This window comes from Tersicoccus phoenicis (assembly GCF_001968835.1).
Taxonomy (GTDB): domain Bacteria; phylum Actinomycetota; class Actinomycetes; order Actinomycetales; family Micrococcaceae; genus Tersicoccus; species Tersicoccus phoenicis.
This window is the reverse complement of record NZ_MRDE01000016.1, coordinates 81,412-106,835: the sequence shown is the minus strand read 5'-3', so window position 1 is coordinate 106,835 and position 25,424 is coordinate 81,412. Positions and strand designations below refer to the sequence as shown.

At 72.2% G+C, this 25,424-nt stretch carries 28 protein-coding genes and 1 pseudogene; 19 read left to right on the top strand and 10 right to left on the bottom strand.

Features of this window, described 5'->3' with window-relative positions:
- Positions 1-14: 14 nt before the first annotated feature.
- Positions 15-1,454: a sensor histidine kinase gene (locus tag BKD30_RS03100; protein ID WP_159440532.1), complete on the bottom strand. Its 1,440-nt coding sequence runs from the start codon at positions 1,452-1,454 to the stop codon at positions 15-17.
- Positions 1,455-1,600: 146 nt separating this feature from the next.
- Here BKD30_RS03100 and BKD30_RS03095 point away from each other — a divergent pair, with 146 nt between their 5' ends.
- On the top strand, positions 1,601-1,924 hold the full coding sequence (locus BKD30_RS03095) for a hypothetical protein (protein ID WP_076701800.1): 324 nt from the start codon (positions 1,601-1,603) through the stop codon (positions 1,922-1,924).
- Between the two features lie 162 nt (positions 1,925-2,086).
- On the opposite strand, the gene BKD30_RS03090 is transcribed toward BKD30_RS03095, so the two are convergent.
- The 5 genes from BKD30_RS03090 to BKD30_RS03075 all read right to left on the bottom strand — a co-directional run bounded on the left by BKD30_RS03090 (position 2,087) and on the right by BKD30_RS03075 (position 4,501).
- Positions 2,087-2,734: an Asp23/Gls24 family envelope stress response protein gene (locus BKD30_RS03090; RefSeq protein ID WP_076701797.1), complete on the bottom strand. Its 648-nt coding sequence runs from the start codon at positions 2,732-2,734 to the stop codon at positions 2,087-2,089.
- On the bottom strand, positions 2,731-3,294 hold the full coding sequence (locus tag BKD30_RS03085) for a DUF6286 domain-containing protein (protein ID WP_076701794.1): 564 nt from the start codon (positions 3,292-3,294) through the stop codon (positions 2,731-2,733). The genes BKD30_RS03090 and BKD30_RS03085 overlap by 4 nt, the downstream gene beginning before the upstream one ends.
- On the bottom strand, positions 3,291-3,665 hold the full coding sequence (locus BKD30_RS03080; protein WP_076701790.1) for an Asp23/Gls24 family envelope stress response protein: 375 nt from the start codon (positions 3,663-3,665) through the stop codon (positions 3,291-3,293). The genes BKD30_RS03085 and BKD30_RS03080 overlap by 4 nt, the downstream gene beginning before the upstream one ends.
- A gap of 7 nt (positions 3,666-3,672) precedes the next feature.
- Positions 3,673-3,849, bottom strand: coding sequence for a hypothetical protein (locus tag BKD30_RS16230; protein ID WP_162841964.1), 177 nt, complete (start codon positions 3,847-3,849; stop codon positions 3,673-3,675).
- A gap of 121 nt (positions 3,850-3,970) precedes the next feature.
- Entirely contained in the window at positions 3,971-4,501 is a 531-nt protein-coding gene (locus BKD30_RS03075; RefSeq protein WP_076701787.1) for an Asp23/Gls24 family envelope stress response protein, read from the bottom strand.
- Positions 4,502-4,632: 131 nt separating this feature from the next.
- Here BKD30_RS03075 and BKD30_RS03070 point away from each other — a divergent pair, with 131 nt between their 5' ends.
- The 18 genes and pseudogenes from BKD30_RS03070 to BKD30_RS02985 all read left to right on the top strand — a co-directional run bounded on the left by BKD30_RS03070 (position 4,633) and on the right by BKD30_RS02985 (position 21,775).
- Positions 4,633-5,256: an RNA polymerase sigma factor gene (locus BKD30_RS03070; protein WP_159440531.1), complete on the top strand. Its 624-nt coding sequence runs from the start codon at positions 4,633-4,635 to the stop codon at positions 5,254-5,256.
- Positions 5,247-5,816 carry a hypothetical protein gene (locus BKD30_RS03065; RefSeq protein WP_076701780.1) on the top strand — a complete coding sequence of 190 codons (570 nt, stop codon included), beginning with the start codon at positions 5,247-5,249 and terminating at the stop codon, positions 5,814-5,816. The genes BKD30_RS03070 and BKD30_RS03065 overlap by 10 nt, the downstream gene beginning before the upstream one ends.
- Entirely contained in the window at positions 5,806-6,207 is a 402-nt protein-coding gene (locus BKD30_RS03060; RefSeq protein ID WP_076701778.1) for a hypothetical protein, read from the top strand. The genes BKD30_RS03065 and BKD30_RS03060 overlap by 11 nt, the downstream gene beginning before the upstream one ends.
- A 76-nt stretch (positions 6,208-6,283) precedes the next feature.
- Complete coding sequence (locus tag BKD30_RS03055) at positions 6,284-7,573, top strand: MFS transporter (RefSeq protein WP_076701775.1); 1,290 nt, start codon at positions 6,284-6,286, stop codon at positions 7,571-7,573.
- 83 nt (positions 7,574-7,656) lie between these two features.
- Complete coding sequence (locus BKD30_RS03050; RefSeq protein WP_076701772.1) at positions 7,657-8,502, top strand: HpcH/HpaI aldolase/citrate lyase family protein; 846 nt, start codon at positions 7,657-7,659, stop codon at positions 8,500-8,502.
- 111 nt (positions 8,503-8,613) lie between these two features.
- Positions 8,614-9,648, top strand: coding sequence for an iron-siderophore ABC transporter substrate-binding protein (locus BKD30_RS03045; RefSeq protein WP_076701770.1), 1,035 nt, complete (start codon positions 8,614-8,616; stop codon positions 9,646-9,648).
- A gap of 44 nt (positions 9,649-9,692) precedes the next feature.
- Complete coding sequence (locus BKD30_RS03040) at positions 9,693-10,775, top strand: FecCD family ABC transporter permease (RefSeq protein ID WP_076702160.1); 1,083 nt, start codon at positions 9,693-9,695, stop codon at positions 10,773-10,775.
- Positions 10,772-11,845, top strand: a complete 1,074-nt coding sequence (locus tag BKD30_RS03035; RefSeq protein ID WP_235861353.1) for a FecCD family ABC transporter permease — start codon at positions 10,772-10,774, stop codon at positions 11,843-11,845. Before BKD30_RS03040 ends, BKD30_RS03035 begins: the two co-directional genes overlap by 4 nt.
- Before the next feature lie 45 nt (positions 11,846-11,890).
- Positions 11,891-12,718, top strand: a pseudogene (locus BKD30_RS03030) (ABC transporter ATP-binding protein); the annotation flags it as partial.
- Between the two features lie 224 nt (positions 12,719-12,942).
- Complete coding sequence (locus BKD30_RS03025) at positions 12,943-14,022, top strand: siderophore-interacting protein (RefSeq protein ID WP_076701767.1); 1,080 nt, start codon at positions 12,943-12,945, stop codon at positions 14,020-14,022.
- A gap of 32 nt (positions 14,023-14,054) precedes the next feature.
- Positions 14,055-14,711 carry a nucleoside/nucleotide kinase family protein gene (locus BKD30_RS03020; protein ID WP_083955959.1) on the top strand — a complete coding sequence of 219 codons (657 nt, stop codon included), beginning with the start codon at positions 14,055-14,057 and terminating at the stop codon, positions 14,709-14,711.
- A gap of 64 nt (positions 14,712-14,775) precedes the next feature.
- Positions 14,776-15,606 (top strand): SGNH/GDSL hydrolase family protein, encoded by an 831-nt coding sequence (locus BKD30_RS03015; RefSeq protein WP_076701764.1) that lies wholly within the window; start codon positions 14,776-14,778, stop codon positions 15,604-15,606.
- Between the two features lie 521 nt (positions 15,607-16,127).
- The gene (gene rpmB, locus BKD30_RS03010; RefSeq protein WP_076701762.1) at positions 16,128-16,364 is read left to right on the top strand and encodes a 50S ribosomal protein L28; all 237 of its coding nucleotides are present in this window, start codon (positions 16,128-16,130) and stop codon (positions 16,362-16,364) included.
- A 2-nt stretch (positions 16,365-16,366) separates the two neighbouring features.
- A complete protein-coding gene (gene rpmG / locus BKD30_RS03005) occupies positions 16,367-16,534 on the top strand; it encodes a 50S ribosomal protein L33 (RefSeq protein WP_076694457.1) in 168 nt (55 codons plus the stop codon).
- A gap of 3 nt (positions 16,535-16,537) precedes the next feature.
- A complete protein-coding gene (gene rpsN, locus BKD30_RS03000) occupies positions 16,538-16,843 on the top strand; it encodes a 30S ribosomal protein S14 (protein WP_076701746.1) in 306 nt (101 codons plus the stop codon).
- Between the two features lie 285 nt (positions 16,844-17,128).
- The gene (locus tag BKD30_RS02995; protein WP_076701743.1) at positions 17,129-17,410 is read left to right on the top strand and encodes an HU family DNA-binding protein; all 282 of its coding nucleotides are present in this window, start codon (positions 17,129-17,131) and stop codon (positions 17,408-17,410) included.
- Between the two features lie 163 nt (positions 17,411-17,573).
- Positions 17,574-19,820, top strand: coding sequence for a cytochrome c oxidase assembly protein (locus tag BKD30_RS02990; protein WP_083955982.1), 2,247 nt, complete (start codon positions 17,574-17,576; stop codon positions 19,818-19,820).
- Positions 19,817-21,775, top strand: coding sequence for an NHL domain-containing thioredoxin family protein (locus BKD30_RS02985; RefSeq protein ID WP_235861351.1), 1,959 nt, complete (start codon positions 19,817-19,819; stop codon positions 21,773-21,775). Before BKD30_RS02990 ends, BKD30_RS02985 begins: the two co-directional genes overlap by 4 nt.
- Positions 21,776-21,860: 85 nt before the next feature.
- Here BKD30_RS02985 and BKD30_RS02980 read toward each other — a convergent pair whose 3' ends face one another.
- The 4 genes from BKD30_RS02980 to BKD30_RS02965 all read right to left on the bottom strand — a co-directional run bounded on the left by BKD30_RS02980 (position 21,861) and on the right by BKD30_RS02965 (position 25,395).
- Positions 21,861-22,856, bottom strand: a complete 996-nt coding sequence (locus BKD30_RS02980) for a hypothetical protein (protein WP_076701738.1) — start codon at positions 22,854-22,856, stop codon at positions 21,861-21,863.
- Positions 22,857-23,019: 163 nt separating this feature from the next.
- On the bottom strand, positions 23,020-23,943 hold the full coding sequence (locus BKD30_RS02975; protein ID WP_076701735.1) for an AEC family transporter: 924 nt from the start codon (positions 23,941-23,943) through the stop codon (positions 23,020-23,022).
- Complete coding sequence (locus BKD30_RS02970) at positions 23,940-24,218, bottom strand: protealysin inhibitor emfourin (RefSeq protein ID WP_076701733.1); 279 nt, start codon at positions 24,216-24,218, stop codon at positions 23,940-23,942. The genes BKD30_RS02975 and BKD30_RS02970 overlap by 4 nt, the downstream gene beginning before the upstream one ends.
- 58 nt (positions 24,219-24,276) lie before the next feature.
- A complete protein-coding gene (locus BKD30_RS02965; protein WP_076701730.1) occupies positions 24,277-25,395 on the bottom strand; it encodes a M4 family metallopeptidase in 1,119 nt (372 codons plus the stop codon).
- Positions 25,396-25,424: the final 29 nt, after the last annotated feature.

Below are 25,424 nucleotides of genomic sequence, written 5' to 3'. Positions count from 1 at the left end.
CAGAGCAGTGCCGATCAGAGCAGGGGGATCCGGATCTCGAAGCGGCAGAACCCGTCGGGTGCCTCGCCGGTCGTGATCGTCCCGTCATGGGCGCGCACGAGGCTACGGGCCACCGTCAGGCCGAGGCCGCTGCCGCCGGTGTCTCGATCCCGGCTCTCGTCGAGGCGGACGAACCGGTCGAACACGCGCTCGCGCTCGCCGGGCGGCACCGGGTCGCCGTCGTTGTCGATCTGCAGGACCGCCTCACCGCCCGTGGTGGCCAACTCGACCCGGATGGCGGAGCGCGCATGCCGGTCGGCGTTGTCCAGCACGTTGCGCAGCACCTGGGCCAGCCGGCCGGCATCGCCGCGCACGCGGGCAGGAACGATCCGGGCGGTGATCCGCTGCGCGCCTGCCGCCTGCAGCCGGGCCAGTTCGCCGGTGAGGACGTCGTCGAGGTCGAGTTCCTCCCGGTCGACGGCGAACCCGCTGTCATCGGTCTTGGACAGGGTCAGCAGGTCCTCGACCAGTCGGCCCATGCGCACCGTCTCGGCCTGCAGCAGCGGAGCCATGGATCGCCAGGACTGTCCGGTGTCGTCGCGGACGCTGACCTCCAGTCCGGTGCGCAGGGTCGACAGGGGGCTGCGCAGCTCATGGCTGGCGTGGCTGACGAACCGGCGCTGCGCGGTGTCGGCCGACTCGATCCGGGCGAGCATCGCGTTCATCGTCGTCGCCAGGGCGGCCAGTTCGTCCCGGGTCCCGGGTACGTCGACGCGGGTGCCGAGCCGGTGGGCGTCGATGCCCGCCACCTGCGACCGGATCCGCTCGACCTGCCGCAGCGACCGGCCGACCAGCACCCCCACGGCCACGCCGACGATCACCAGCAGCAGCGGGGTCGCCGCGACCAGGAACAGGGCCACCGTGCGCACGGTGCTGGACGTGACACCGGCGCTGCGGGCCGCCAGCACCGTGTAGTTCGCACCCGATCCGGCGGTCGCCCCGGTCGCGGCCACCTCGTAGTCCTCGTCGCCGTCGGTCCGCACACCGGGCGGTGAGGACACCCGCACCAGCGTGGTCTGACCGGGAGCGACCGTCGTGCTGGTCAACGGAGCCGACCGCAGGGACGGGTCGGAGGCCGCGACCACCCGCCCCGAGGAGTCCACGATCTGGACGAGCAGATCGGCCGCGCCGGCGGTGGCGATGCTCCGGCCCGCCTCCTCGACGTCCTGCGTATGGATCTGCGCGGCGACGTCGCTGACCTTCGTCCGCAGCACGGTCTCGGTCGATGCCGTCAGGGCGTTCTGCAGCAGCACCAGGAGCAGCACGCCCCCGGCGAGCAGGGCGCATGCCACCGCGACCACCGCCGCCGCCACGGACTGCCCGCGAATGCCCCGACCGCGTCGTGCCCAGTTCCACACCGCTCGTCCACGTCCCTTCTCGCCCGCGTTGCCCGTCCCGCCCGGCGGGACGGGCACGACCCGTCGCCGTCGATCCTGACACACGGAGGGGACGGCGGGGCTCAGCCTCCGCTCAACCGGTCTGGGGCCCCTCTCAGTGGCCCCCTGCCACCGTGGAATGAGCGGTCGCACCCGCGGCCGCACCGGAAGAAAGGATCAACCGCATGAAGCTGTCCGCCAAGATCGCCGCCGCCTCCCTCGGGCTCGTGGCGCTGACCGGTATCGGCGTGGGCGCGGCCAACGCGGCGACCACCACACCGGCCCCGGCCCCGTCCGTGTCCAGCTCCGCCTCGACCAACGGCGGAGCGGTCGACACCCCCGAGAAGGGCGACACCGCCGACACCCCGGAGAAGGGCCAGGCCGCCGAGGCCCCCGAGAAGGGCGACACCGCCGACACCCCGGAGACGGGCAACGCCGTCGACAGCGGCCCGAACGTCCAGCAGACCGGTGAGCACACCGATCCCGGGGACGCGCCCACCAGCAAGTGACGCTGCGGTGAGCCATCGCGGCCGCTGCTGAACGGGGCGCGAGAAGAGGGGCACCACCTGCTGGTGGTGCCCCTCTTCTGCGTCTGCTCGTTCCGTCGGCCGGTTCGTCCGAACGGTCCGGTCCGGAGGCCTATCCCGAGGTTCCGGTCGGCGTCCGGGAGGTCACGCCAGGCTGGTCTGCGCCGTCTCCTCGGACCGAGGGCTCTGGCCGCGCGTGGAGGACCGGTTCGAGGTGCCGGTCTGCCGGGCGGCGTCCAGCTGCAGGGCGACATGGGTCAGTGGTGTCTCCAGTGCGGTTCGCAGGTCCCGCAGGGCTTCGCCGTAGACGCGCTCGAGTGCCCAGTCGACCGGCACGGTCGGGCCGATGGTCACGTTCACGACCGCCTCCGGCTGCCGGGCGGAGCCGAGCAGGGACACGCTGGCCTTCTCGATACCCGGGACGGCGTCGAGCTGGTCCTGCACCGCCCGGGCCAGGACGCCCGGATCCACCTCGACGGACCCGTTCTCCGGGTCCCCGGCGAGCCGGTACGTGGTCGTCCGCGGCTTGCCCGGGATCTGGTGCAGCAGCCACCAGAGTCCGAACAGGACGGCCAGCACGGTCACGGCGACGCCGATCGCGAAGAGGTACTGCCCGGCCGGTCCGAGCAGCGAGCCCACGGTCGCCGTCGGCCCCGGCAACCCGGAGGCGCCACCGCCGAGTGCCGCGGCGGCCCCGGTGGCGAGCAGGGTCAGGCCGATGCCCTCGGCCAGCAGGAGCAGCCCCAGGATGAGCAGCAGGGTGCGGTTGCGTGCGGCGGACACGGTTCTCATCGACGGTTCCTTCCCGGCCGGACGGTGACGGCGGGTGTGCGGGTGAAGGGGATGGACTGCACCGCCGACTCGGCGGCGGTGCGAGCCTGGTCGGCGACCTCGCTGGTGTCCGTCAGCGGAGAATCGACGGTCAGGCGCACCCGCCGGTCGGTGGCGGCCGCGTTCGCGGAGTCCACGCCGTCGAGCCGCGAGGTGCGGGCGCTGACGATGTGGGCGAGGCCGCGGTGGGTCAGCACGGTCTCGTTCTCGCCGTCATAGACATCGATCGGCACCTGGAGCGCGCTGACGCGGTGACGGCCGGGAACGACCGCGCACAGCACCAGCACGATCCCGACGACGATCGACACGACCGCGACGGTCAGCACCGCCGGGTCGGACAACGGTGCCCCCAGCACGGCGGGGGCGCCGTCGGCGATCAGCGCCGGCCACCGGCCCTGACCGAGTCGGACCACGATGGCCCACACCAGGTACCCGGCCGGGGCCAGGATGGCCAGGCAGACCAGGACGGAGGGGATGACGCGAGCGGGGCGGCGCCGCAGGGCGGGGGTTCGGGAACTCACTGGAGCGCTCCTCGGGTGCTGGAGGTGGCGTGCAGCCAGGAGACCGTGACGTCGACCTGCCCGACGGTGAAGCCGGTGAGGTCCCGGACCCGGTCCCGGACATGGCTGCGGATGGCGTCGGCGGCGGCGCGCAGAGGCGTGGGATACGTGAGCCCCAGGTCCAGGGAGATCACCGCCGTGTTGCCGTAGAGCTCGGCGTGCGACGTCGGCCGGTCGTCGAAATCGCGGCGCGCCCCGATCCCCAGCACGCCGCCGGCGGCGGCCCCGGTCTGGGGCAGCTCGGACGCGGCCTGGGCGGCGATCTTCGCCACCACGGCGGCGGGAACGGTGAGAGTGCCCGGGCCGGACGGGCGTGATGCGGTGTCGGTCACGGCAGGCTCAGCCGCGCGGGCGGCCGAAGAGCTGACCGACGTCGAGTTTGCCCTCGAGGATGCGGCCGACGACCAGGCCGATCACGCCGAAGAGCACCACGAGGAGGAACTGGCCGATCGAGCCGAAGGCGGCGACCAGGCCCAGCAGCAGGCCCACGAACAGGGCGGTACGGGACAGGGACATCGGAGGGTCCTTTCACGATCGAGACGGTCTCGATCAGGAAGTGGGGGTCGGACGCGCCGAACGGCACGCCCGGGCGTGTGGATCGCGGCACATCGGCGCCGCGATCCGCACGCGGGGTGGATCAGGCCAGGTCGGTGTTCTCGCCGCTGCCGGAGGAACGGCGCTGGTTGTCGTCCTCCTCGGGCAGGTGCACGTCGGCGACCGTGATGTTGACCTCGACGACCTCCAGGCCGGTGGACTGCTCCACGGAGCGGATCACGTTGCGGCGGATGTCGTCGGCGACGTCGACCACGGAGGCGCCGTACTCGATGATGATGGTGACCTCGATCGCGGCCTGCCGCTCGCCCTTCTCGACGCTCACGCCGCCGGAGACGTTGGTCTGTCCGCCGGGGAAGCGCTCGGTCAGGGAGTTGAAGGCGCGGCGTGCGGCCGAGCCCATCGCGAAGACACCGGGCACCTCGCGGGTGGCGATGCCGGCGATCTTCGAGACGACGGTCTCCTCAATGGTGGTGTTGCCCTTGTCGGTCTGCAGGGGGCCCACCGGTGCCGCCTTGGTCTGCTCCCGGCTCTCCCGCTGGCGGCGCTCCTGCTCCCGCTCCTGGTCGCGCTGGCGCTCTTCACCGGTCTTGGGAAGGTTGGTGCTCTGGCTCATGGAACTGTGCTCCTTCGGGTCACATAGGGTGAATGTTTACGATGTAAGGACACGTCCACCGGACCGATCGTCACGCCCAGTCCGGTGTGATCTGCGTTACATTGCAGAAGAGCCCGCACGGAGGAGGTGGAGTGAGCGCGTCAGAAGTGGGTCACGGCACCGCGTCCACGGCGACGGCTACGTCGTCCCTGGATCAGGGCAGTCTCGTGGCCCGCGCCCAGGACGGGGACCTCGCCGCGTTCGACGAACTGGTGCAGCGCTACAGTTCGCGCCTGTACCGGTACGCGTACAGCATGCTCGGCAACCGGCAGGACGCCGAGGACGCCCTCCAGGACACCCTCGTCCGCGTCTGGCGTTTCCTGCCCGAGCTGACGTCGGTCGACGCCTTCGGCGCGTGGACCTACCGCGCGCTCACCCGCCAGTGCTTCACCCTGTTGGCGCGCCGCCGGGCGCAGCGGACCGAGGCGTACGCCGCCGACTCCCTGGCGGTGCTCGCGGACGGCCAGCGGCCCGGGCCCGGGCCCACCGAGGAGGACCCGGCCGATCACGTCGTCTCCCGGCAGCGGCTGGAGGAGTTGACCCGGCTGGTGCACCTGCTGCCTCCGGAGCAGCGCGCCTGCTGGTTGCTCCGCGAAGTGCAGGGGCACTCCTACGGGCAGATCGCCGCGGTCCTGGGCGTACCCGAGTCGACCGTCCGGGGCCGGCTGGCCCGGGCCCGCGAACGACTGGCGGAAGGGATGACGTCATGGCGCTGAACGACGACTCCGTTCTCGGCTGCGGGCGCACGGTGGATGACGTGTGGGCCGATCTGGAGCGACCCGCCGACGCCCACGAGCAGACCTGCCCGCACTGCACGGCGGCCCGGCACGCCCTGCGTGAGCTGCACCGGCTGACCGCGACCTACCGGGATACCGAACGGCAGGCCGACACCGACCCCGACGAGGCGATGCACCCCAGTTCCCGGGTCCGCGCCAACGTGATGGCGATCGCCCGCGCGGAGGTCCGCCGCTCCCGGCAGATCCCGGTCGCGGTCACCGAGCACGGGCCCATCCGGGTCGGCGAGCAGACCCTGCTCGCGCTGGTCCGGCACGCCATCGACTCCACCGAGGGGGTCCGGGCCCGCCGACTGCACGTGACGACCGGCTCCACCGGTGAGGTCGAACGGTTGGTCTGCCATCTCGCGGTCACCGCCGATGTCGTCATCCCCGACACCGCGGCCACCGTGCGTGACCACATCGTGACGGTCCTCGGGGAGCACCTGCGCGCCGACCCCGACGCCGTCGATCTCGTCGTGGAGGACCTCTATGACCGCTGACCAGCACCCGGTACTCCTCAGCCCGGCCCCGAGCCCGGCCGAGCTCAGCCAGGCGATCGCCGACGCGGTCCTGAGCGTGCCGGGGGTGGCCCACCTCGCCCCGACGCTGACCGATCACGCCCGCCGGCTCCGGACCGCCCTGTTCCACGGCGCAGCACCGACGTTCGCACCCGGCATTACCGTCGAACTCGGCGACGCCGGTGCCCTCGTGGGCGTCGACCTCGCCGTCGTCATCGACCACCCGTCGGTCGACACCGCCGAGCGCGTCCAGCTCGCCGTCGTCGACGCGCTGGCGCACAGAAAGCTCACGTGCGCCTCCATCACCGTGGCGATCCTCGGGATGTACGAGGAGCAGCCCGCCCCGGCGGCCGCGGAGGGCGGCACGGACTGACAGCGGCCCGGGCGAACAGCGAGAACGTAGGCTGGGCCATGTCCCGGGTGCCCGGGGTCGAGGAGGGTGGCCCGCCGTGTCCAGCAGCACCAGCAGCACCCCGCACCGGAGCCCCTCCGGCGCCGGCGAGTCCGGGACGCCCGCCGCCCTCGCCGAGCCGGTCGAGGGTGTGCGGCCGCGCTGGGTGCTCGCGGTCACGCTCGCCACGCTCGGGGTCAACGCGGTGCTGTTCGCGTGCATCAAGATCTACCTGGCCCTGCAGGCCGAGCGGTTCGACGCCGGCGACAAGGAGGCGGTGCTCGCGCTGGTCACCGGGGTCGGGGCCGCCGTCTCGTTGGTGGCCAACCCGGTGTTCGGGATGCTCTCGGACCGCACCGTCTCGCGCTTCGGGCGCCGGGTGCCCTGGGTCGTCATCGGTGCGGCCATCTCCGTCGTCGGCCTGCTCGTGCTGGCGATCAGCCCCGGCATCGGCGTCATGGTGCTCGGCTGGTCCCTCGTGCAGGCCGGCGCCAACGCGATGACGGCCGCCCTGACCGCCGCGGTGCCGGACCGGGTGCCCCGGCGGCAGCGCGGCCGGGTCGGCGGGTGGATCGCCCTGGGCACCACCACCGGCATCCTGGCCGGCATGGTGATCGCGAACGTCGCGCGGGAGCTGCTGCCCGGGTACCTGCTGTGCGCCGCCGTCCTCCTCGCTCTGGCGGTGCCCTATCTTCGCTCCGCCCGGGACGTGCCGCTGCAGCGGCACGAGCGCCCGGTGCTGCGCGCCCGGGACCTGCTCGCCGGCTTCTGGATCTCGCCCCGCCGATACCCCGACTTCGGCTGGGCGTGGCTCACCCGGTTCCTCGTCTTCCTCGGCAACTCCCTGTTCACCCTGTACCTGCTCTACTTCCTGCAGGACGCGGTGGGGTACCCCGACCCGACCTTCGGCGTGCTGGTGCTCACCGGGTGCTACGCCGCCGCGGTCCTGGTGACCGCGGTGATCGCCGGGCCCGTGTCGGATCGGGTCGGCCGGCGCAAGCCGTTCGTCATCGGATCCTCCCTGGTGATCGCGGTCGCCTCGCTCGTCGCCGCGTTCTCGCCGACGTTTCCCGGCGCGCTGATCGCCGCCGTCGTCCTCGGTATCGGCTTCGGCGCCTACCTGGCCGTGGACTTCGCCCTGCTCACCGAGGTGCTGCCCGCCGCCGCCGACCGCGGCAAGGACATGGGCGTGATCAACATCGCCGCGTCGCTGCCGCAGGTGCTCGCCCCGGTGATCGCCTGGCCGCTGGTCACCTCCGGAGGCGGATTCGTCGCCCTGTTCGGCTGCGCCGCCCTGGCCGGTCTGCTCGGCGGCATCTTCATCGTCCCCATTCGCAGTGTCCGCTGACCGGCGCAGCCCCGCGTGTCAGCACGAATCGGAACGAGAATTCCGTGTGCCGGAAAAATCCGCCGGTGTTCTAGGCTTGAACCATGCCCGTTCTCCGTAATCAGCGTGCCGCCGCGTTGCCCGCCACCCTGTCCCGTTCCTGGCTGCTCGCGTCCGCCGGTGAGGCGGCCGACTTCCCCGCCGCGCTGGCCTCCGAGGCCGACTCCGTGGTCTTCGACATCGAGGACGCCGTTCCCGCCGACGGCAAGGCCGCGGCCCGCGAACGGGTCGTCTCGGCACTGAACGACGGGCTGACCGGGTGGGTCCGGATCAACGACATCAACACGGAGTTCTGGCAGGACGACCTGGAGGCGCTCGCCAACGCGCCGGGGTTGCGCGGGGTGATGCTGGCCAAGACCGAGAAGCCCGAACACGTCACGCTCACGGCGATGCGGCTGCGTCCCGGCACGCCGGTGCTCGCCCTGGTCGAGTCCGCACTCGGCGTCGAGAACGCCACCGAGATCGCCAAGGCGCCCGGTACCTTCCGCCTCGCCTTCGGCATCGGCGACTTCCGCCGTGACACCGGTGCGGGCGACGACCCGATGGCGCTCGCCTACGCGCGTGGCCGACTCGTCATCGCCTCCCGCGTCGGTCAACTGCCCGGGCCGATCGACGGGCCGAGCGTCGGCGCGACCGGTGAAGACCTGATGGCCGCCTGCGGAGTCTCCGCGACGATGGGGATGACCGGCAAGCTCACCCTCAAGGTCGAGCAGACCGAGACGATCAATGCCGGCCTCAGCCCGAGTGCCAGTGAGATCCTCTGGGCCCATGAGCTGCTGGAAGCCCATGAGCACGGTGCCGCGGGCGGCGACGGCAGCTACCTGCCCCGGCTGGCCCGCGCCCAGAAGATCCGCAACCTCGGCGAGTCCTACGGCCTGTGGAACGAGTGATGGTGACACGGATTACATAAGCAAAGCGGTTTCTAATTCGGGGTGCCGGGGGTTAGGGTTGCCTCACCCGCTCGTCGCGGCCCGCGGGCCGCCCTGCCCCCGAGGATCCCCATGACCCGCGTGTTCCGCTTGCTGGCCGTTCTGGTCAGCGGTCTGCTCGTGCTCAGTGCCTGCTCCACCGGCCCGGCGTCCGACGCCGGCAGTCCGGCCACCGGCGCCTCCTCCTCGGGCGGGGCCGAAGCCGGCGCCTTTCCCGTGACCATCAAACACGCGTTCGGTGAGACGACGATCGAGACGGAGCCCAGGCGGGTCGCGACGCTGGGTTGGAGCGATCAGGACATGGCCCTGAGCCTCGGCGTCGTGCCGGTCGGTGCCACGAAGATCAACTACGGCGGCAACGGCGCCGGATCCACGGACTGGTTCGACGCGAAGCTGAAGGAGATCGGCGGCACGCAGCCCACCCGGTGGGACGAGAACGACGGGGTACCGTTCGACGCGGTCGCCAGGGCCAACCCCGACGTCATCCTCGCCACCAACTCGGGGCTGACGAAGGCCGACTACGACAAGCTGTCCAAGATCGCCCCGGTGATCGCGTATCCGGGCAAGCCGTGGACGACGCCGTGGCAGACCTCCCTGAACCTCGTCGGACAGGCGTTGGGCCGTCCGGCCGCGGCGAAGAAGACCGAGCAGGACACCCTGGCGCGCATCCGCAGCGCGGTCGACGAGTACCCCGCCGTGAAGGACCGGACGTTCCTCTTCGTTTCCGCCATGTCGACGGACCCGTCGAAGATCTCGGTCTACACCCCGGTCGACAACCGGGTGCGCGTGCTCTCCCAGCTGGGTCTGACGCTCGCGCCGGTGGCCGAGCAACTCGACACCAGCAAGGGTGGCTTCTACTACGACGTCTCCGCCGAGCGGGCCCCGAAACTCGAGTCCGACATCGCGATGGTCTACTCGGACCAGGCCGACACGGTGACGAAGGACAAGTTGCTCAGCCAGATGCCCGCGGTCAAGCGGGGTGCTTCGGTCGTGGTGACCGACGAGCCGGAAGCGACCACGCTGACCACCCCGTCGCCGCTGTCCATCCCGGTCCTGCTCGACACCTACCTGCCGAAGCTCGACGCCGCGGCGCAGAAGGCCGGCTGAGGGCCCGCCGGACCGGGGAGCCCGCACGCAGACATGACGGAGCGATCACCACGTTGAGCACGACCAGTCCGACGAGCCGGGTCACCCGCCCGCGCGGGTCCAGCGCCCCGCGTCCCGGGGGCGCCGGATCGCGGCCGCGCCGCGCGGTGGCGACGGCCGCCGGTACGGCCGTCGCGTTGACGGTGCTGTGCATCCTGTCCCTGGCGGTGGGCTCCCAGCCGTTCGACCTGCCCACCGTGATCACGGCGCTCACCGCCCCGGACCCGGCCAGCACGGCGCACACCATCATCGGCGGCCGGGTGCCGCGCACCGTCGCCGGACTTCTGGTGGGTGCGGCGCTCGGCCTGTCCGGAGCGGTGCTGCAGGGTGTGACCCGAAACCCGCTCGGTGACGCCGGCCTCCTCGGCATCAACGCCGGCGCCTCCGTGGCCGTCGTGATCGCGATCTTCGCCGCCGGGGTCGGCTCCCTCACCGGGTACGTGTGGTTCGCGCTGGCCGGTGCCGCCGTGGCCACCGTGGTGGTCTTCGGCCTCGCCAGCATCGGGCCGGGCGGGGCGACCCCGCTCAAGCTGGCCATCACCGGGGCCACCGTGAACGCGGGCCTCGCCTCGATCATCTCCGGCGTCCTCGTCACCAGCCAGGAGAGCTTCGACGCCTACCGGCAGTGGCAGATCGGCCTGATCGCCGGACGGACCTGGGAGCAGGTCGCCATCGTCGCCCCGGTCCTGGCGGTCGGAGCGGTCCTCGCCCTGCTCAGCGCGCCAGCGCTGAACGGCCTGGCCCTGGGTGACGACGTCGCCCGCGGGCTCGGTCAGCGGATCGGGGTGACCCGTGCACTGGTCTGCGCGGGCGTCGTCCTGCTGGTCGGCGGTGCCACCGCCCTCGCCGGTCCCGTCGCGTTCGTCGGGCTGGTCGTCCCGCACGTCGTGCGGGTGCTCACCGGGCCGGACTACCGGCGGATGCTGCCGCTGTGCGTCCTGCTGGCCCCGACCCTGCTGCTCGCCGCCGACATCGTGGGCCGGGTGATCGCCCCGCCCGGCGAGGTCGCGGTCGGTGTCATGACCGCGGTCCTCGGTGCTCCCGTGTTCATCGCGCTGGTGCGCCGCCGGAAGCTCGGTGCGCTGTGACGGCGCCGCTGCTCACCTCGACCGCCTCACCGCCGGACCCGGCCGACGTCCACGCCCGGATCGCCGCCGTCCGGCGCGCCGGACGGCGGCGCTGGGCGCTCGTGACCGGCGGCCTGACTGTGCTCGTCGTGGGCCTGTTCCTCTGCCGGGTGCTGCTCGGGGACTACACCGTCACCGTGCCGGACTTCCTCCGCCTGCTGGCCGGCGAGAACATCCCCGGCGCCCGGTTCATCGTGATGGAGTCCAAGCTGCCGCGCGCCCTGATGGGGCTGCTCACCGGGCTGTCCTTCGGCGCGGCCGGTGCCGTCTTCCAGACCATGCTGCGCAACCCGCTGGCCAGCCCGGACATCATCGGGATCAGCCTCGGCTCGAGCGCCGGTGCGGTGATCGCCATCGTGACCTTCAGCGCCGCCGGCGCCCTCGTGCCGGTCGCGGCCCTGACCGGTGCCCTCGTCGTCGCCTTGACCATCTTCGCGCTCTCCCGCCGGCAGTCCACCGCCGGGATCCGGATGGTGCTGGTCGGCATCGGCGTCGCCGCGCTCCTGCAGGCGGTGATCGTGTACCTGCTGTCCCGGACCGACGTCTACCGCGCCAACGACGCCCTGCAGTGGATCATCGGCAGTCTGAACGGGGCCACGTGGGAGCGGCTGACCCTGCTGGGGCTCGGGCTGGTGCTCGCGACCCCCGGCCTGATCGCGTTCGGCCGGCGCCTGCAGATCCTCCCGCTCGGCGACGACCTGGCCGCCGGGCTCGGCCTGAACGTGGCGCGCACGCGGCTCGGCCTGCTCGTCGTCGGGGTCGCCCTGACTGCCTTCCCGACGGCGGCCGCCGGCCCGATCGCGTTCATCGCCCTGCTCTCCGGGCCCATCGCCCGACGCCTCAACGCCGGCCGCGCCACCATCGTCGTCGCGGCCCTCGTCGGTGCGGCCATCGTGCTCGCCGCCGACTACGCCGCCGCCTACCTGATCCCGGGCTCGGTGGTTCCGGTCGGGGTGCTGACCGGTGGGCTCGGCGCCCCCTTCATGCTGTGGCTGCTGCTCACCCGCCGCACCGGCGAGAGCGAGGGCTGACCCATGACCACCACGTTCTCACCGTTCCCGGTCCGGGAGGATCCGATGACCCCACCAGGCGTTTCGCCGCCACCCTCGTCCGCCGGTCCGGAGCCGACCCTCCGCGCCGAGGCCGTCACGCTCGGGTACGACGGTCGCACCGTCGTCGAGGAGTTGACGGTCGGCCTGCCCCCCGGGAGGATCACCGTCATCGTCGGAGCCAACGCGTGCGGCAAGTCCACCCTGCTGCGGGGCATGTCCCGGCTGCTGACCCCGCGCGGGGGTGCCGTCCTGCTGGACGGCACCTCGATCCACCGCTACCCGGCGAAGGAGCTGGCCCGGCGGGTGGGGTTGCTGCCGCAGTCGCCGGTCGCCCCCGACGCCGTCACGGCGGTCGACCTGGTCACCCGCGGCCGCTACCCCCATCAGGGATTCTTCCAGCAGACCACCCAGCAGGACCGGGATGCGGTGGCGGAGGCGATGGTCGTCACCGGCACCCTCGACCTCGCGGGCCGACCCGTCGACGAGCTCTCCGGCGGTCAGCGGCAGCGTGTCTGGATCGCCATGGCACTGGCTCAGCAGACCGACATCCTGCTGCTCGACGAACCCACCACCTACCTCGACATCGCCCATCAGATCGAGGTGCTCGACCTGATCACCGATCTGAACCGGAACCGGGGGACCACCATCGTGCTCGTCCTGCACGACGTGAACCTGGCCAGCCGGTACGCCGACCACCTCATCGCGATGAAGGACGGCGCGGTCGTCGCCGAGGGGGCACCCGACGCCATCCTGACCGCCGAGCGAGTCCGGGAGGTGTTCGGGCTGGAGGCCCGCGTACTGACCGACCCGGTCAGCGGCACTCCGATGGTCGTTCCCGTCGGACGACACCACCGGCCGGTCAGCCCGATCGGCGAGACCACCGACGGCACGGCACCAGAGCAACCCGTCCCGCCCGGGGGGCCCGACGCCGCCGTCCCCGGCGTCCCCTGGGCGATGCGCCGGCTCGGCGACGACCGCCTTGCATCCACCGGCACACCCACCCGCACACCCACCGGCTCCGACGCGGAGCCACCCACCGGCGCCGCGCCGGCGCGATCCCACGAGGAGGCGCGCCCATGACCGCCGTGACCACGTCCGCGTCCCCGGTCGTCTCCGTCGACGCCGAGGTCGTCGCCGTCCACCAGCTCAGCCCGCACTACCGGCGAATCGTCTTCGGCGGCCCCGGACTGGAGCGGCTCGGACCCGACCGCGACCCCCTGGATCTGCGAATCAAGCTGCTCCTCCCGCTCCCGGGCCGGCCCACCCCGATGCTCGAGGTCGGCGACGACGGCTGGTACCAGCGGTGGCTGGCGGCGGACCCGGACACGCGCGGTCGGATGCGTACCTACACGGTCCGATCCCTGGCCGACGACGAGGCGGGGCGTCGCACGGTCACCGTCGATTTCGTCCTGCACGGGGCCGTCCGGGGGGCCGACGACGTCGCTGCGGACGCGGCCCACGGCGAGCCGGCGGGGCCGGCCGCGCAGTGGGCCGCCGCCGCCCGTCCGGGCGATCGTCTGTGCCTGCTCGGCCCGAACCGCGCGGTCGGCGGCCGTTCCGGGATCGAGTTCGCCCCAGGACCAGCCCGCCGCCTCCTGCTCGTCGCGGACGAGACCGCCGTGCCCGCGGTCGCGTCCATCCTCGCCAGCCGGCCCGACCGGACCGGTGAGGTGTACCTCGAGGTGCCTACCGCGGACGACATCCTCGACCTGCCGCCGGTGCCCGGCATCACCGTGACCTGGTTGGCCCGTGACGGCGCCCCGCACGGGGACCTGCTGATCGGCGCCGTCCGTCGTGCACTCGGCCTGACCTGCGCCCACCGCGACTGCGGCGCGGACTGCGTGCTGCTCGGTTACGCCGCCGAGCGGATGACCGTGCTGTCCGTCCCGCCCGACGGCGGGGCTGGGCCCGGCCCCGACACCGCGGAGAGCCTGCTCTGGGAGACACCGGAGTACTCCTCCGGCGCAGACCGCCTCGAGCCGGTGCCCGGCCTCACGACGCCGGCCGGGGACGACGAGGCGGACCTCTACGCCTGGATCGCGGGGGAGGCGGGCATGGTCAAGCACCTGCGGCGGTGCCTGGTCCGTGACCGCGGCCTGTCGCGGCGACGGGTGGCGTTCATGGGCTACTGGCGGCAGGGCGCCACCCAGCTCTGAGCAGGGCCGGGGGACCCGGGTAGGGTGAGCGGATGCCCGTGCCCCTCACCCTGGCTGCGGCGCTGCGCCGGTTCGACGACGCCGTCGGCACCGCGGTCGCCGCCGACCGGCGATTGCTGCTCGGACTGACCGGCGCGCCCGGGGCCGGCAAGTCCACCCTGGCCGAGCGCCTGGTGGCCCGCGCCCGGACGGCGCACGGACCGGCGTCCGCCGTCGTGCTCGCCATGGACGGCTTCCACCTGGCCAACGCCCTGCTGACCGCGATTGGCCGCCGCGACCGCAAGGGCGCGCCCGACACCTTCGACGACGCCGGGTTCGCGGCCCTGCTGGCGCGGGTGCGCCACCCTGTCGCCGGGCGGACCGTCTACGCGCCCCGGTTCGACCGCGAGCTCGACGAGCCGATCGGTTCGGCCGTGCCCATTCCCGCGGCCTGCCCCGTCGTCGTGGTGGAGGGGAACTACCTGCTGGCCGCCGACGGAGCGTGGCCCGACGCTGCTACCTGCCTCGACGAGGTGTGGCACCTGGCGCTGCCGACGGCGGACCGGCAGGAACGGCTGGTGGCCCGGCACGTGCGGCACGGCATGACGCCCGCCGCCGCCCGGAACTGGGTGCTCGGTCCGGACGAGGCCAACGCGGTGCTGATCGACGCGTCCGCCGCCCGCGCCGACGCCGTCGTGACCGTCGACTGAGCCGGACCGAGCGGCACGGAGGGGGACCGGACCGGTGCCCCGAACCGCGTGGCAGACTGGGCCGGTGGTTGAACACGTGGCTGCACACACCCGATTCGTCGCCCTGGGCGACTCCTTCACCGAGGGGGTCGGGGACCCGGACCCCTCCCTGCCCAACGGCGTCCGCGGCTGGGCCGACCGGGTGGCCGAGCAACTCGCCCTGACCGATCCCCGCACCGAGTACGCGAACCTCGCGATCCGCGGCCGTAAGCTCGTGCAGGTGATCGACGAGCAGGTCGAGCCCGCCGTCGCGATGGCCCCGACCCTGGTCAGCCTCTACGCCGGCGGCAACGACATCCTGCGCCCGCGCGTCGACATCGACGCCCTGATCGCCGGGTACGACGACGCCGTCGCTCGGCTGCGCGCCACCGGGGCCGACGTGCTGCTGTTCACCGGCTTCGACTCGGTCGCGTCCCGGGTGTTCTCCCGCACGCGCGGCCGGACCGCGATCTACAACGAGCTGGTGCGGGAGGTCGCCGACCGACACGGGGCCACCGTCGTGGACTACTGGCGCTTCGACGAGTACGACGATCCGCGGATGTGGGACGTCGACCGGCTGCACATGTCCACCCGCGGGCACATCACCATGGCCGGCCGAGTGCTCGCCACCCTCCGGCACGAGCACACGTTGGAGCAGGACCCGCTGCCCGCTCTGGTCCCGGTGCGCCGGCTCGACGCCGTCCGCGCCAACGCGCGGTGGACCCGTCAGCACGTGGGGCCCTGGATCGTCCGCCGGGTCCGACGCACCTCATCCGGCCGGCATCTGGCACCCCGACGGCCGGTGCCGACGCCGGTGGCGGTCACGACGATCGCGCATGGACCGGATCGGGCGCCGTCAACCGGCATCGGCGTGTGAGCACGGAGGAGCGTCGACACGTGAAAAGCCCCGACCGGGCACCATCGGGGGAAACGATGCCCGGCCGGGGCCGAACGGGGTCCATCGGCCGAGGCGGCCATGCGGCGGTAACTGGCCCTCACGATGACGTGGTTCCCGACCCGGCGGATGGAGATCGTGAGACCGACCGTCTCACCATCGAGGGAGATACTACCGATCATCGAGCGGCGCACCAACCGGCTCGCCGCGGCACTCCGGTCGAGGATTTGCGCCCGACCCCGCCCGGCCATAGACTTTATCGCTGTCGTAGGTGGTCATTACTGCTCGACACCTGATCTTCACCGTCTTCCCCGCGGCGACGGGTCGGGGCGGCGTTCCGACGCCGTCAATACCGGCCGCTCCGAGCGCCGCAGTCGTCACGGTGTCCACGGTGGCGGGACGCAGCACAACCGCGCATGATCCGCCGACTCCGCGCACGCACCACGTGCCGGTCGACGTGATTCCACACCACTGCGTACCGTCCGAGCAATTTGGAGGAGAACATGGCAGCGCACTGCCAGGTGACCGGGGCCCAACCGGGTTTCGGGCACAGCATTTCGCACTCGCACCGGCGCACCAAGCGCCGGTTCGACCCGAACATCCAGAAGAAGCGTTACTGGGTCCCGTCACTGCGCCGGACGGTGGTGCTCAACGTCAGCGCCCGCGGCATGAAGGTGATCGACGTCCGCGGTATCGACGCTGTCGTGGCGCAGATCCAGGCACGCGGGGAGAAGGTCTGAGCATGGCCAAGGACAAGGACGTTCGTCCGATCATCAAGCTGAAGTCCACCGCCGGCACCGGATTCACGTACGTGACCCGCAAGAACCGGCGCAACGACCCGGATCGGATCACGCTGAAGAAGTACGACCCGGTCGTGCGCAAGCACGTCGAATTCCGCGAGGAGCGCTGACCCATGGCCAAGAAGTCCAAGATCGCCCGGAACGAGCAGCGCAGGCTCGTCGTCGACCGCTTCGCGCAGAAGCGCCTCGAACTGAAGAAGACCCTGGTGGACGAGAACGCGACGGCTGAGCAGCGCGAGGAGGCCCGGCTGGGCCTGCAGAAGCTGCCCCGCAACGCGTCGCCCGTGCGGCTGCGCAACCGCGACCAGATCGACGGTCGCCCCCGTGGCACCCTGCAGAAGTTCGGCATCTCCCGGGTGCGGTTCCGGGAGATGGCCCACCGCGGTGAGCTCCCCGGTGTCGCCAAGTCCTCCTGGTGAGGCCCGGCGGCGCATCGCCGCGGTGACGACACGTCACCTCGTGCTCCGACGAAGGCCCGTCAGCATCGTGCTGGCGGGCCTTCGCCGTGCCCGGACCCGCCCGGCGCGGTACGAGCCGGCGCCAACCCACCGCGGAGAGACAATCGGCGAAAATCAGGGCAGATCAGGGGCCGAAACCAGCGGAACCGCGCGGGTCGGCTGGTAGGTTGGCCGTTGAGTGGCGACCGGACGGGCGCCGCGAGCAACCGAACGAAGACCCGATCGAGCAAGAGGGAGACCCGACGTATGGCTAAGAATCGCAGTGAACTGGTGGCCGAGGTCGCCGACAAGGCCGGCACCACGCAGACCGCGGTGAACGGCGTCCTCGACGCGTTGTTCGACGTGTTCTCCTCGTCGGTGCGCAGCGGCGAGAAGATCACCATCCCGGGCTGGCTGGCGGTCGAGCGCACGGACCGCGCCGCACGGACCGGTCGTAACCCGCAGACCGGTGAGACCATCCAGATCGCCGCCGGGCACAGCGTGAAGCTGACCGCGGGCAGCAAGCTGAAGGCCGCTGCCTCGAAGTGATCGTCCGGGTCGCGGCCCTGCGCTGCGACCGGACCGGCGAGGCGGGTGTGACCGATGACGGTGGCACCCGCCTCGTGCGCGTCCGACCGTCGGACCGGTCCGGCCGCGCCCCGAACGGTCCGGAGGGGTGACGCGGGTCACCCGTTTTCTGGCAGTGCCCTCCATGACGGACAATGGGCTCGTGGTGAGCACGCAACATGACCAAGGGAGACGCGGGGCAGCTGCCTCGTCTCCGGACCCCGACGACATTCCGGTCCTGCCGTCCAACGCCGCGTTCTGGCTCGCACCGGCCGCGGTCGCCGCCGTCGTCGGGGTCGTTGCCGGGCTGCAACTGACGGGCGCCGCCGCCAGGAGTGGGATCTCCGACCCGGGTGCTCTGGTCCGGTGGGGTCTGCCCGCGGCTCAGATGGCCAGTTACCTCAGCATGGCCGTGGTGATCGGGTGTCTGCTGTTCGCCTGTTCCTTGGTGCCCGGTTTCGCGGATGCACGCCGGCCGCGGCCCGGAGCCGCGCCGGACCGGGACACCGAGCATCCCGCCTTCCGGCGACTGATGACGGCCGCCGCCGCGGCTGGCGTCGTCTGGACCCTCGCTGCCGTCGTCGTCACGGTGCTGACCTATTCCGACGTGTCCGGCACCCCATTGTCGGCCGAGCCGACGTTCACCGCCCAACTGGCCTACTTCGTCACCGCCCTTGGCGCCGGTCGGGCCTGGCTGGCCATCACCGTCATCGCCGCGGTCGTCACCACCCTCGCCCTCGGGGTGCGCCGGCTCACCGGGCTTGCCCTCACCGCCCTGCTCGCGCTCGGCGCCACCATCCCGCTGTCCCTGATCGGGCACTCCGCGTCGGCCGGCGACCATACGGGCGCGGCCAGTTCCCTCGGTCTGCACCTGGTGGGGATCTCCCTGTGGGTCGGGGGCATCGGGGCGCTCGCCGTCGCGGCTCCCGCCCTCGGGTCGCTCACCGGCGTGACCCTGCGGCGTTTCTCTGCCGTCGCCGGCATCGCCTTCGTCCTGGTGGCTGCGTCCGGCGTCATCAACGCCGCGATCCGGCTCGGCGATTGGTCGGCCCTGGCGTCTCCGTACGGCACCCTGGTGATCGCGAAGACGGTCGCCACACTTGTGCTCGGCGGCTTCGGATTCGCCCACCGGCGTTGGGTGATCCCGTGGTTCACCGCGGGCCGCTTGAGCGCCCGCCGGGCCCTCGGCCAGCTGATTGTCGGCGAGGTCGTCGTGATGGCGGCGACCATGGGCCTGGGGGTGGCCCTCAGCCGGTCGGCCACGCCCGCGCCGGAGGAACTCGTCCCGGCCCCGGACGCGTCGCCCGCGTTACTCCTCTCCGGCTACGAGTTGCCGCCCGAGCTGACACCCGCCCGGTTGCTCAGTGAGTGGCGTTGGGACTGGCTCTGGGTCGCGGTCGCCCTGCTCGCCGCCGTCGGGTACCTGCGCGGTGTCTGGGTGCTGCACCGTCGTGGTGACGCCGTGCCCGTGCTCCGCACCCTCAGCTGGCTGGCTGGCTGTGCCGCCCTGGTGTACGTCACCTCCGGTGGGCTGTCCGTCTACGGCCGGGTGATGTTCAGCGTGCACATGGTCGACCACATGGCCCTGACCATGGTGGTGCCCCTGTTCCTCGTCGTCGGCGCCCCGGTCACGCTGGCGCTGCGCGCGTTGCGCCCCCGCCGCGACGGGACGCGGGGCCCGCGGGAATGGATCCTGCGCGTCCTGCACTCCCGGTTCTCCGCGCTGATCACCCATCCGGTGGTCGCGGCGGCCCTGTTCGTCGGTTCGCTCGTGGTCTTCTACTACACGCCGCTCTTCGGGTTCGCCATGACCGAGTACGTGGGCCACGAACTGATGAACCTGCACTTCCTGCTCACCGGGTACCTGTTCCTGCTCGTGCTGATCGGCACGGATCCGCTGCCGCGTCGGCCCGTCTACCCCCTGCGGCTCGTCCTACTGCTGGCCACCATGGCGTTCCACGCGTTCTTCGGGGTGACGCTGATGAGCTCGACGACACTGCTGCAGCCCGACTACTTCGGCAACCTCGGACGCCCCTGGGGCCTCTCGCCGATCGCCGACCAGCAGCTCGGTGGTGCGTTCGCGTGGGGCATCGGGGAGATCCCCACCGTGCTGGTGGCGATCGGCGTGGCGGTGATGTGGTCGCGCGCCGACAGCCGGGAGTCCCGGCGCCGTGACCGCGCCGCGGACCGGAATAACGAGGCGGAGCTGTCCGCTTACAACGACATGTTCGCCCGGCTGGCGCGGCACGATCCGGGCACGGGCCAGCCCGCCGACGGCGGCGGGGCCGAAGGCGCCGACCGGCGACCCGGTCAGGTGGCCCAGCCCACGCGCGGATCCACGCGAACCGTCCCCCACGACACCCCGCCTCACACCCCGGAGGAGACCCTGTGAGCAGCAGCACCACGTCCGACCGCACCAGCACGGCGGCCCTGCGCACCGACTACCGGGTGCGCGCGTCCGAGTTGGTCGGCCGCGGTTGGCTGAACACCGGGGGCGCCGACGTCGACCTCGCGTCGCTGCGCGGCAAGATCGTCGTCCTGGACTTCTGGACCTTCTGCTGCATCAACTGCCTCCACGTCCTGGACGAATTGCGTCCGCTCGAGCAGGAGTACGGGGACGTGCTCGTCACGATCGGAGTGCATTCGCCGAAATTCGAGCACGAGGCCGACCCCGACGCCCTCGCCGCCGCCGTCGACCGGTACGAGATCGCCCGGCCGGTCCTGGACGATCCCGAACTGACCACCTGGCAGGCGTACGCCGCGCGCGCGTGGCCGACGCTGGTGGTGATCGATCCCGAGGGCTACATCGTGGCCCACCTGACCGGTGAGGGCCACGGCCACGGACTCGCGTCGCTGATCACCGAACTCGTCGAGGAACACGACGCCAAGGGCACCCTGCACCGCGGTCAGGGCCCCTACGTACCGCCACCCGCCGCGGAGTCGGCACTGCGCTTCCCCGGCAAGGTGCTGCCGCTGGGGGACCGTGGCGACGGACACTACCTGGTCAGCGACACGGGACATCACCGGATCGTCGAACTCGACACCGACCTCACCACCGTCGTCCGGGCGTACGGCGACGGACAACGCGGCGCCGTCGACGGTGAACCCACGACGGCGCGGTTCAACGAGCCGCAGGGCCTGACGCTGCTCCCGCGCGACGTCGCCGCGCGGGTCGGCTACGACATCGTCGTGGCCGATACCGTCAACCACCTGCTGCGCGGCCTGAACCTGGCCGACGGCACCGTGCGCACCGTCGCGGGCAACGGCGTGCAGCGGCTGATCCAGGACCCCGGGGCAGCCGCCCGCGAACCGGAGCGGATGACCGGCGCGGACCCGACGGAGGTGGCCATCTCCTCCCCGTGGGACGTCGTCTGGTCCCCGGAGCTGGCGCGCGTGGTGGTCGCGATGGCCGGTACCCACCAGATCTTCGACTTCGACCCGGTCGCACCCGCGATGCGGATCCTCGCCGGCAGCGGCAACGAGGGCCTGCTGGACGGCCCCGGTGCCGGGGCGTGGTTCGCCCAGACATCCGGCCTGGCGACCGGGCCCGAAGGGGCGATCTGGGCCGCGGACTCCGAGACGTCGTCCCTGCGCCGACTGCTGGTCACGGGCGACGGAGAGGACGACGACGTGGTGACCGTGCAGACGGCGATCGGCACCGGCCTCTTCCACTTCGGCTTCCGTGACGGAGACGCCGCCCGGGCACGACTGCAGCACCCGCTCGGAGTCACCGTGCTGCCGGACGGCTCCGTGGCGATCGCCGACACCTACAACGGCGCGGTCCGCCGGTACGAGCCGGCCACCGGGCAGGTGAGCACGTTGGCCCGGGATCTCGCCGAGCCCTCGGACGTGCTGCTGGACACCAGCGGCCCGGAGCCGCTGCTGCTCGTCGTCGAGACCAACGCCCACCAGCTGGTGCGTTTGCCCGTGCCGGCGCAGGCCCTGACCGTGGACGAGGGCGCCGCCCGGACGCAACGGCCCCGCAGCACGGTGGCCGCGGGGGCCTTCGACGTGAGCGTCCGGTTCACGGCGCCCACCGGACAGAAGCTGGACGACCGCTGGGGTGACCCCACCCAGTTGAAGGTCTCGGCCACCCCGGCGGAACTGCTGCTGGACGGCGCCGGTTCCTCCACCGGCCTGAGCCGGACACTGCGGATCAATCCGGACGTGACCGAGGGCGTGCTGCATTTGACCGCCCGTGCCGCGGCCTGCGACGGGGAGAAGGACGGGCCGATCCCCGACCACGCCGCCTGCCACCTGTACCAGCAGGACTGGGGTATCCCGGTCGCGGTGGCCGCGAACGGCGAGCGCGACCTGGTGCTGGACCTGCGCGGCGTCAACGCCTGAGCGATCTGCACCGACCTGCACCGATCTGCACCGAGTCGCCGGATCCGCCCACGTGGGCACTCGAGCCGGGCCGGGATCTCCGGGCTCAGCCGGTGGTCTCGGGCCCGGCGACCCGAGGCCGCACCGTCACGACGTCGCCGGTGACCTCCAGCTCCGCGGTGAAGCTGAAATCCTGGGCGGCGCGCAGCTCGGTCTCCACCCCGCTGAACAGGTCCGTCTCCCGGGTGGTCAGTTCGGCCCGGCCGGTCAACGGCTGGACCCTCCACGCACCGGCACGGAACGCGATCGTCGGTTCCGGGTAGCGGGTGATCCGCCAGGTGACGGGTCCGGTGATCGCCTTGTCGGAGAAGTGGTAGAACGGGCAACCGGCGGGGGCGAGCACGCGTTGACCGGCGCACCGGTCCAGCACCCGACGCAGCTGGTCCCGGACCGCTGTCACCATCGCCGTCGTCGGGCGGGCCTGCAGCGCCACGCTCCGGTTGTCGTCGAGCCCGGTCACCGAGGTGCCGCGTTCCGGGGCCTGCATCAGCTTCCCGGACCAGCCGGCCGTCACCCGGGCCGGCGCGAAGCTGAGCAGAGTCGCGCGGCCACCCGGTGCGGCCACGATCGCACCGTTCACCCGAGCCCGGTCCTGGCCGGGGAAGCTGACGGTGGTGCGTGGCAGGGTCGAGCCGGCCAGTTCCCACCGATCGAAGAAGATCCAGCTGCTGCCGGTCCGGCGTACCGGGAACGCGGTCGAGTCGGTCCGCCCGTCGAGCCGGTACCGGGCGGTCACGGTGGCGTCGTCCCCCGTCCTACTCGTCACCGACAGCTCGACGTCGCTGAGCGACTCGACCGACCGCCGCAGCGGGTCACCGGTCAGCAGCGTGGGATCACCCGGTGGCACCGCGGCGCCGAGCATCCCGAGAGCCCCGGCGCCGTCCCCGTCCCGCAACGCCGACAGGTACGCCCGCACGGCCTGCTCCGGGCCGTAGCCGCGGGCGTTGACGGTCGTGACCACCGCCACCGCGATGACGAGCACCCCGAGGAAGGCCAGTACCCAGAGCAGGGCGGCTCGTCGGTAGCGTCGCGTGGCTCGCACGTCAGCGACGACGACGGGAGGTGCCGACCAACCCGCGGACGAACTCCAACCCGCGGACGAACTCCTGCCCGCGGTGGCCGGGGTTGGCGCGCACCCGGTCCGGGCGGGTGTTCTCGCTCATGCGCCCAAGGCTAGTCGACAGCGCCGGCCGCCCGTGCGACGCTCACGCGAGCGCGGCGGCGACCAGGATGAGCACCGGTACGGAGAGCACGGTCGTCACCAGCACCGTGTCCTTGGTCTGGCCGACGGCCGCGCCGTAGCGGGAGGCGACGACGTAGGCGTTCTGCGCGGTCGGCAGGGCGGCCATCACGACGACGGCGAACAGCGCGGGGCCGGTCAGGCCGAACGGCAGGGCGCCCAGGGCGAGGGCGAGCAGCGGCTGAACCACGATCTTCGCGGTCGTCGCGGATGCGACGTCCATCCACTGCGCCCGGTCCCGCAGCGGCCGGGTGCCGTGCAGACCGATCCCGAACGCGAGCAGCATGCCGGGCACGGCGATACCGCTGATCAGTCGGAAGGGCTCGAGGACGAGGTCGGGCAGCGCCAGCCCGGTGACCGAGATCAGAACGCCCGCGAGGGAGGCGATCAGCACCGGGTTCGCGGCGACCTGTCCGATCCGGCGCAGCGCGCTCGTGCCACGCCGGGCCGACACCACGTCCAGGGCCGCCGTCACCAGCGGTGTCAGCAGTGTCATCTGGAACACGATGATCGGCGCGGCCACCGCGGCGTCGCCGAGCACGTAGACGGCGATCGGGATGCCGAGGTTCGCGGCGTTGACCAGGGAACCGGTGGCGCCCATCATGATGGCCGTCGGCCACGACCGCCGGAGCAGCAGGCGGGACCAGAGCAGATACAGCCCCAGCACGATGCCCGCGCTGGCGGCCGCCACGAGCAGCTGCGTGGAGAAGACCTGCCGCAGGTCCGTGCGGGCGAAGGTCACCAGCATCAGGGCGGGCGTACCCACGAAGAACACGGTGCGGCTGAGCACCTGCTGGGCGTTCGGCCCGAGCGCCCCGGAGCGGCCGATCAGGTAGCCGATTCCGATCACGACCCAGACCACCGAGAACCCGGCGAGAACCCCGCTCACGCGGGTGTAGCCGGCCCGGCACCCTCCCGGGCGCGGTTCACCAGGTCCCGCCAGAGGCCGTCCAGGCGGGACTCGGCGACGGTCATGCGGTGCTGGCCCGCGACGAAGACGTAGCTGAACCGGTCCCGTTCCGCGGGGCCCCCGTCGAGGACCACGTCGTGACCGCCGTCGCCCATCTCCCGCACCAGCCGTTCAGCCGTCGGCTCGTCGACGGTCACCACCCACTGCCGGCGCAGCCCGGCGAAACCACCGGTGCGCGTGATCGTGATCTCCATGGCTGCCTCCCGGATCCATTCTGGCCCGTGGCTGCGCCGAACGGGAACCGGCGCCGGCTCAGCCGGGAACCGGTCCTTCCGCGGTGCGCGCGGACTTGCCGGGCGTCACGCCCACGCCCTGCCACGCGTCGGTCACGGCACTGACCTCCGCACCGTCGGCGCCGAACCGGGCGGCGGCGACGTCGAGCGTCTCCTGTGCGAACCGGGCGAAATCGGCGCTGGCGGGCAACCGATCAGAGGTGATGGTGTCGTACCAGATCCGCCCCGCCCGATCCCACGCGTTGCCGCCGAGCGCGGTGGCGGTCAGATAGAACGCGTGGTTCGGGATTCCCGAGTTCAGGTGTACCCCGCCGCTGTCCTCGGTGGTGTCGACGTACCCGTCCATGTGCGCAGGCTGGGGGTCCTTGCCGAGCGTGGGGTCGTCGAAAGCCGTGCCGGGGGCCTTCAACGATCGCAGGGCCACGCCCCGGACCCGTGGGCCGAAGACGCCGGCGCCGACCAGCCAGTCCGCGGACGCGGCGTCCTGCCGGCGGATCCACTGTTCCGTGAGGACGCCGAAGACGTCGGACACCGATTCGTTCAGGGCGCCCGACTGGTCCTGGTAGACGAGGTTGGCGCTGTACTGCATGACACCGTGGGTCAGCTCGTGTGCGATGACGGTCAGGGCGGACGTGAACGAGACGAACACCTCGCCGTCGCCGTCGCCGAACACCATTCGTTCGCCGTTCCAGAAGGCGTTGTCGTAGCCCTGACCGAAGTGGACCGTCGCGTCCAGCGGGAGGTCGTCGCCGTCCAGGGATCGCCGTCCGTACGCCGCGGCGTAGAAGTCGTACGTGGTGCCGAGCCCGTCGTACGCCTGATCGACGGCCGCGTCGGCGACCGGCGGCTGACCCTCGGTGCGGACGGTGGCACCCGGGAGGGTCTCGCTGTTCCCGGCGTCACTGATCGTGCGGGTCAGGCCGGTCCGGGTCACCGGCGGGGGGACCGAGCCGCGCAGACCGCGCCGCTGGGCGTGGATACGTTCGAGCTGGTCCAGTGCGTGCCGGGCGGCACCGGCCGCGTCGAGCAGCGGCGGTTCCTGCATCCCGGCGAGCCGCTGGAGCAGATACGGCGGCACGATGGTGCAGAAGGGTCCCCGGTGCTGCTCCGCTGTGGGGCAGTGGGTGGGTGTGGTCATGTCGATGCCTCCCGGTCGCGTGTGCCGCC

What these genes read in the sequence shown, in the direction of transcription:
- BKD30_RS03095 (WP_076701800.1), top strand. Translation starts at nt 1,601, where the DNA reads ATGAAGCTGTCCGCCAAGATCGCCGCCGCCTCCCTCGGGCTCGTGGCG.
- BKD30_RS03090 (WP_076701797.1), bottom strand. Translation starts at nt 2,734, where the DNA reads ATGAGAACCGTGTCCGCCGCACGCAACCGCACCCTGCTGCTCATCCTG.
- BKD30_RS16230 (WP_162841964.1), bottom strand. Translation starts at nt 3,849, where the DNA reads ATGTCCCTGTCCCGTACCGCCCTGTTCGTGGGCCTGCTGCTGGGCCTG.
- BKD30_RS03075 (WP_076701787.1), bottom strand. Translation starts at nt 4,501, where the DNA reads ATGAGCCAGAGCACCAACCTTCCCAAGACCGGTGAAGAGCGCCAGCGC.
- BKD30_RS03065 (WP_076701780.1), top strand. Translation starts at nt 5,247, where the DNA reads ATGGCGCTGAACGACGACTCCGTTCTCGGCTGCGGGCGCACGGTGGAT.
- BKD30_RS03060 (WP_076701778.1), top strand. Translation starts at nt 5,806, where the DNA reads ATGACCGCTGACCAGCACCCGGTACTCCTCAGCCCGGCCCCGAGCCCG.
- BKD30_RS03050 (WP_076701772.1), top strand. Translation starts at nt 7,657, where the DNA reads ATGCCCGTTCTCCGTAATCAGCGTGCCGCCGCGTTGCCCGCCACCCTG.
- BKD30_RS03045 (WP_076701770.1), top strand. Translation starts at nt 8,614, where the DNA reads ATGACCCGCGTGTTCCGCTTGCTGGCCGTTCTGGTCAGCGGTCTGCTC.
- BKD30_RS03025 (WP_076701767.1), top strand. Translation starts at nt 12,943, where the DNA reads ATGACCGCCGTGACCACGTCCGCGTCCCCGGTCGTCTCCGTCGACGCC.
- BKD30_RS03020 (WP_083955959.1), top strand. Translation starts at nt 14,055, where the DNA reads ATGCCCGTGCCCCTCACCCTGGCTGCGGCGCTGCGCCGGTTCGACGAC.
- rpmB (WP_076701762.1), top strand. Translation starts at nt 16,128, where the DNA reads ATGGCAGCGCACTGCCAGGTGACCGGGGCCCAACCGGGTTTCGGGCAC.
- rpmG (WP_076694457.1), top strand. Translation starts at nt 16,367, where the DNA reads ATGGCCAAGGACAAGGACGTTCGTCCGATCATCAAGCTGAAGTCCACC.
- rpsN (WP_076701746.1), top strand. Translation starts at nt 16,538, where the DNA reads ATGGCCAAGAAGTCCAAGATCGCCCGGAACGAGCAGCGCAGGCTCGTC.
- BKD30_RS02995 (WP_076701743.1), top strand. Translation starts at nt 17,129, where the DNA reads ATGGCTAAGAATCGCAGTGAACTGGTGGCCGAGGTCGCCGACAAGGCC.
- BKD30_RS02990 (WP_083955982.1), top strand. Translation starts at nt 17,574, where the DNA reads ATGACGGACAATGGGCTCGTGGTGAGCACGCAACATGACCAAGGGAGA.
- BKD30_RS02970 (WP_076701733.1), bottom strand. Translation starts at nt 24,218, where the DNA reads ATGGAGATCACGATCACGCGCACCGGTGGTTTCGCCGGGCTGCGCCGG.
- BKD30_RS02965 (WP_076701730.1), bottom strand. Translation starts at nt 25,395, where the DNA reads ATGACCACACCCACCCACTGCCCCACAGCGGAGCAGCACCGGGGACCC.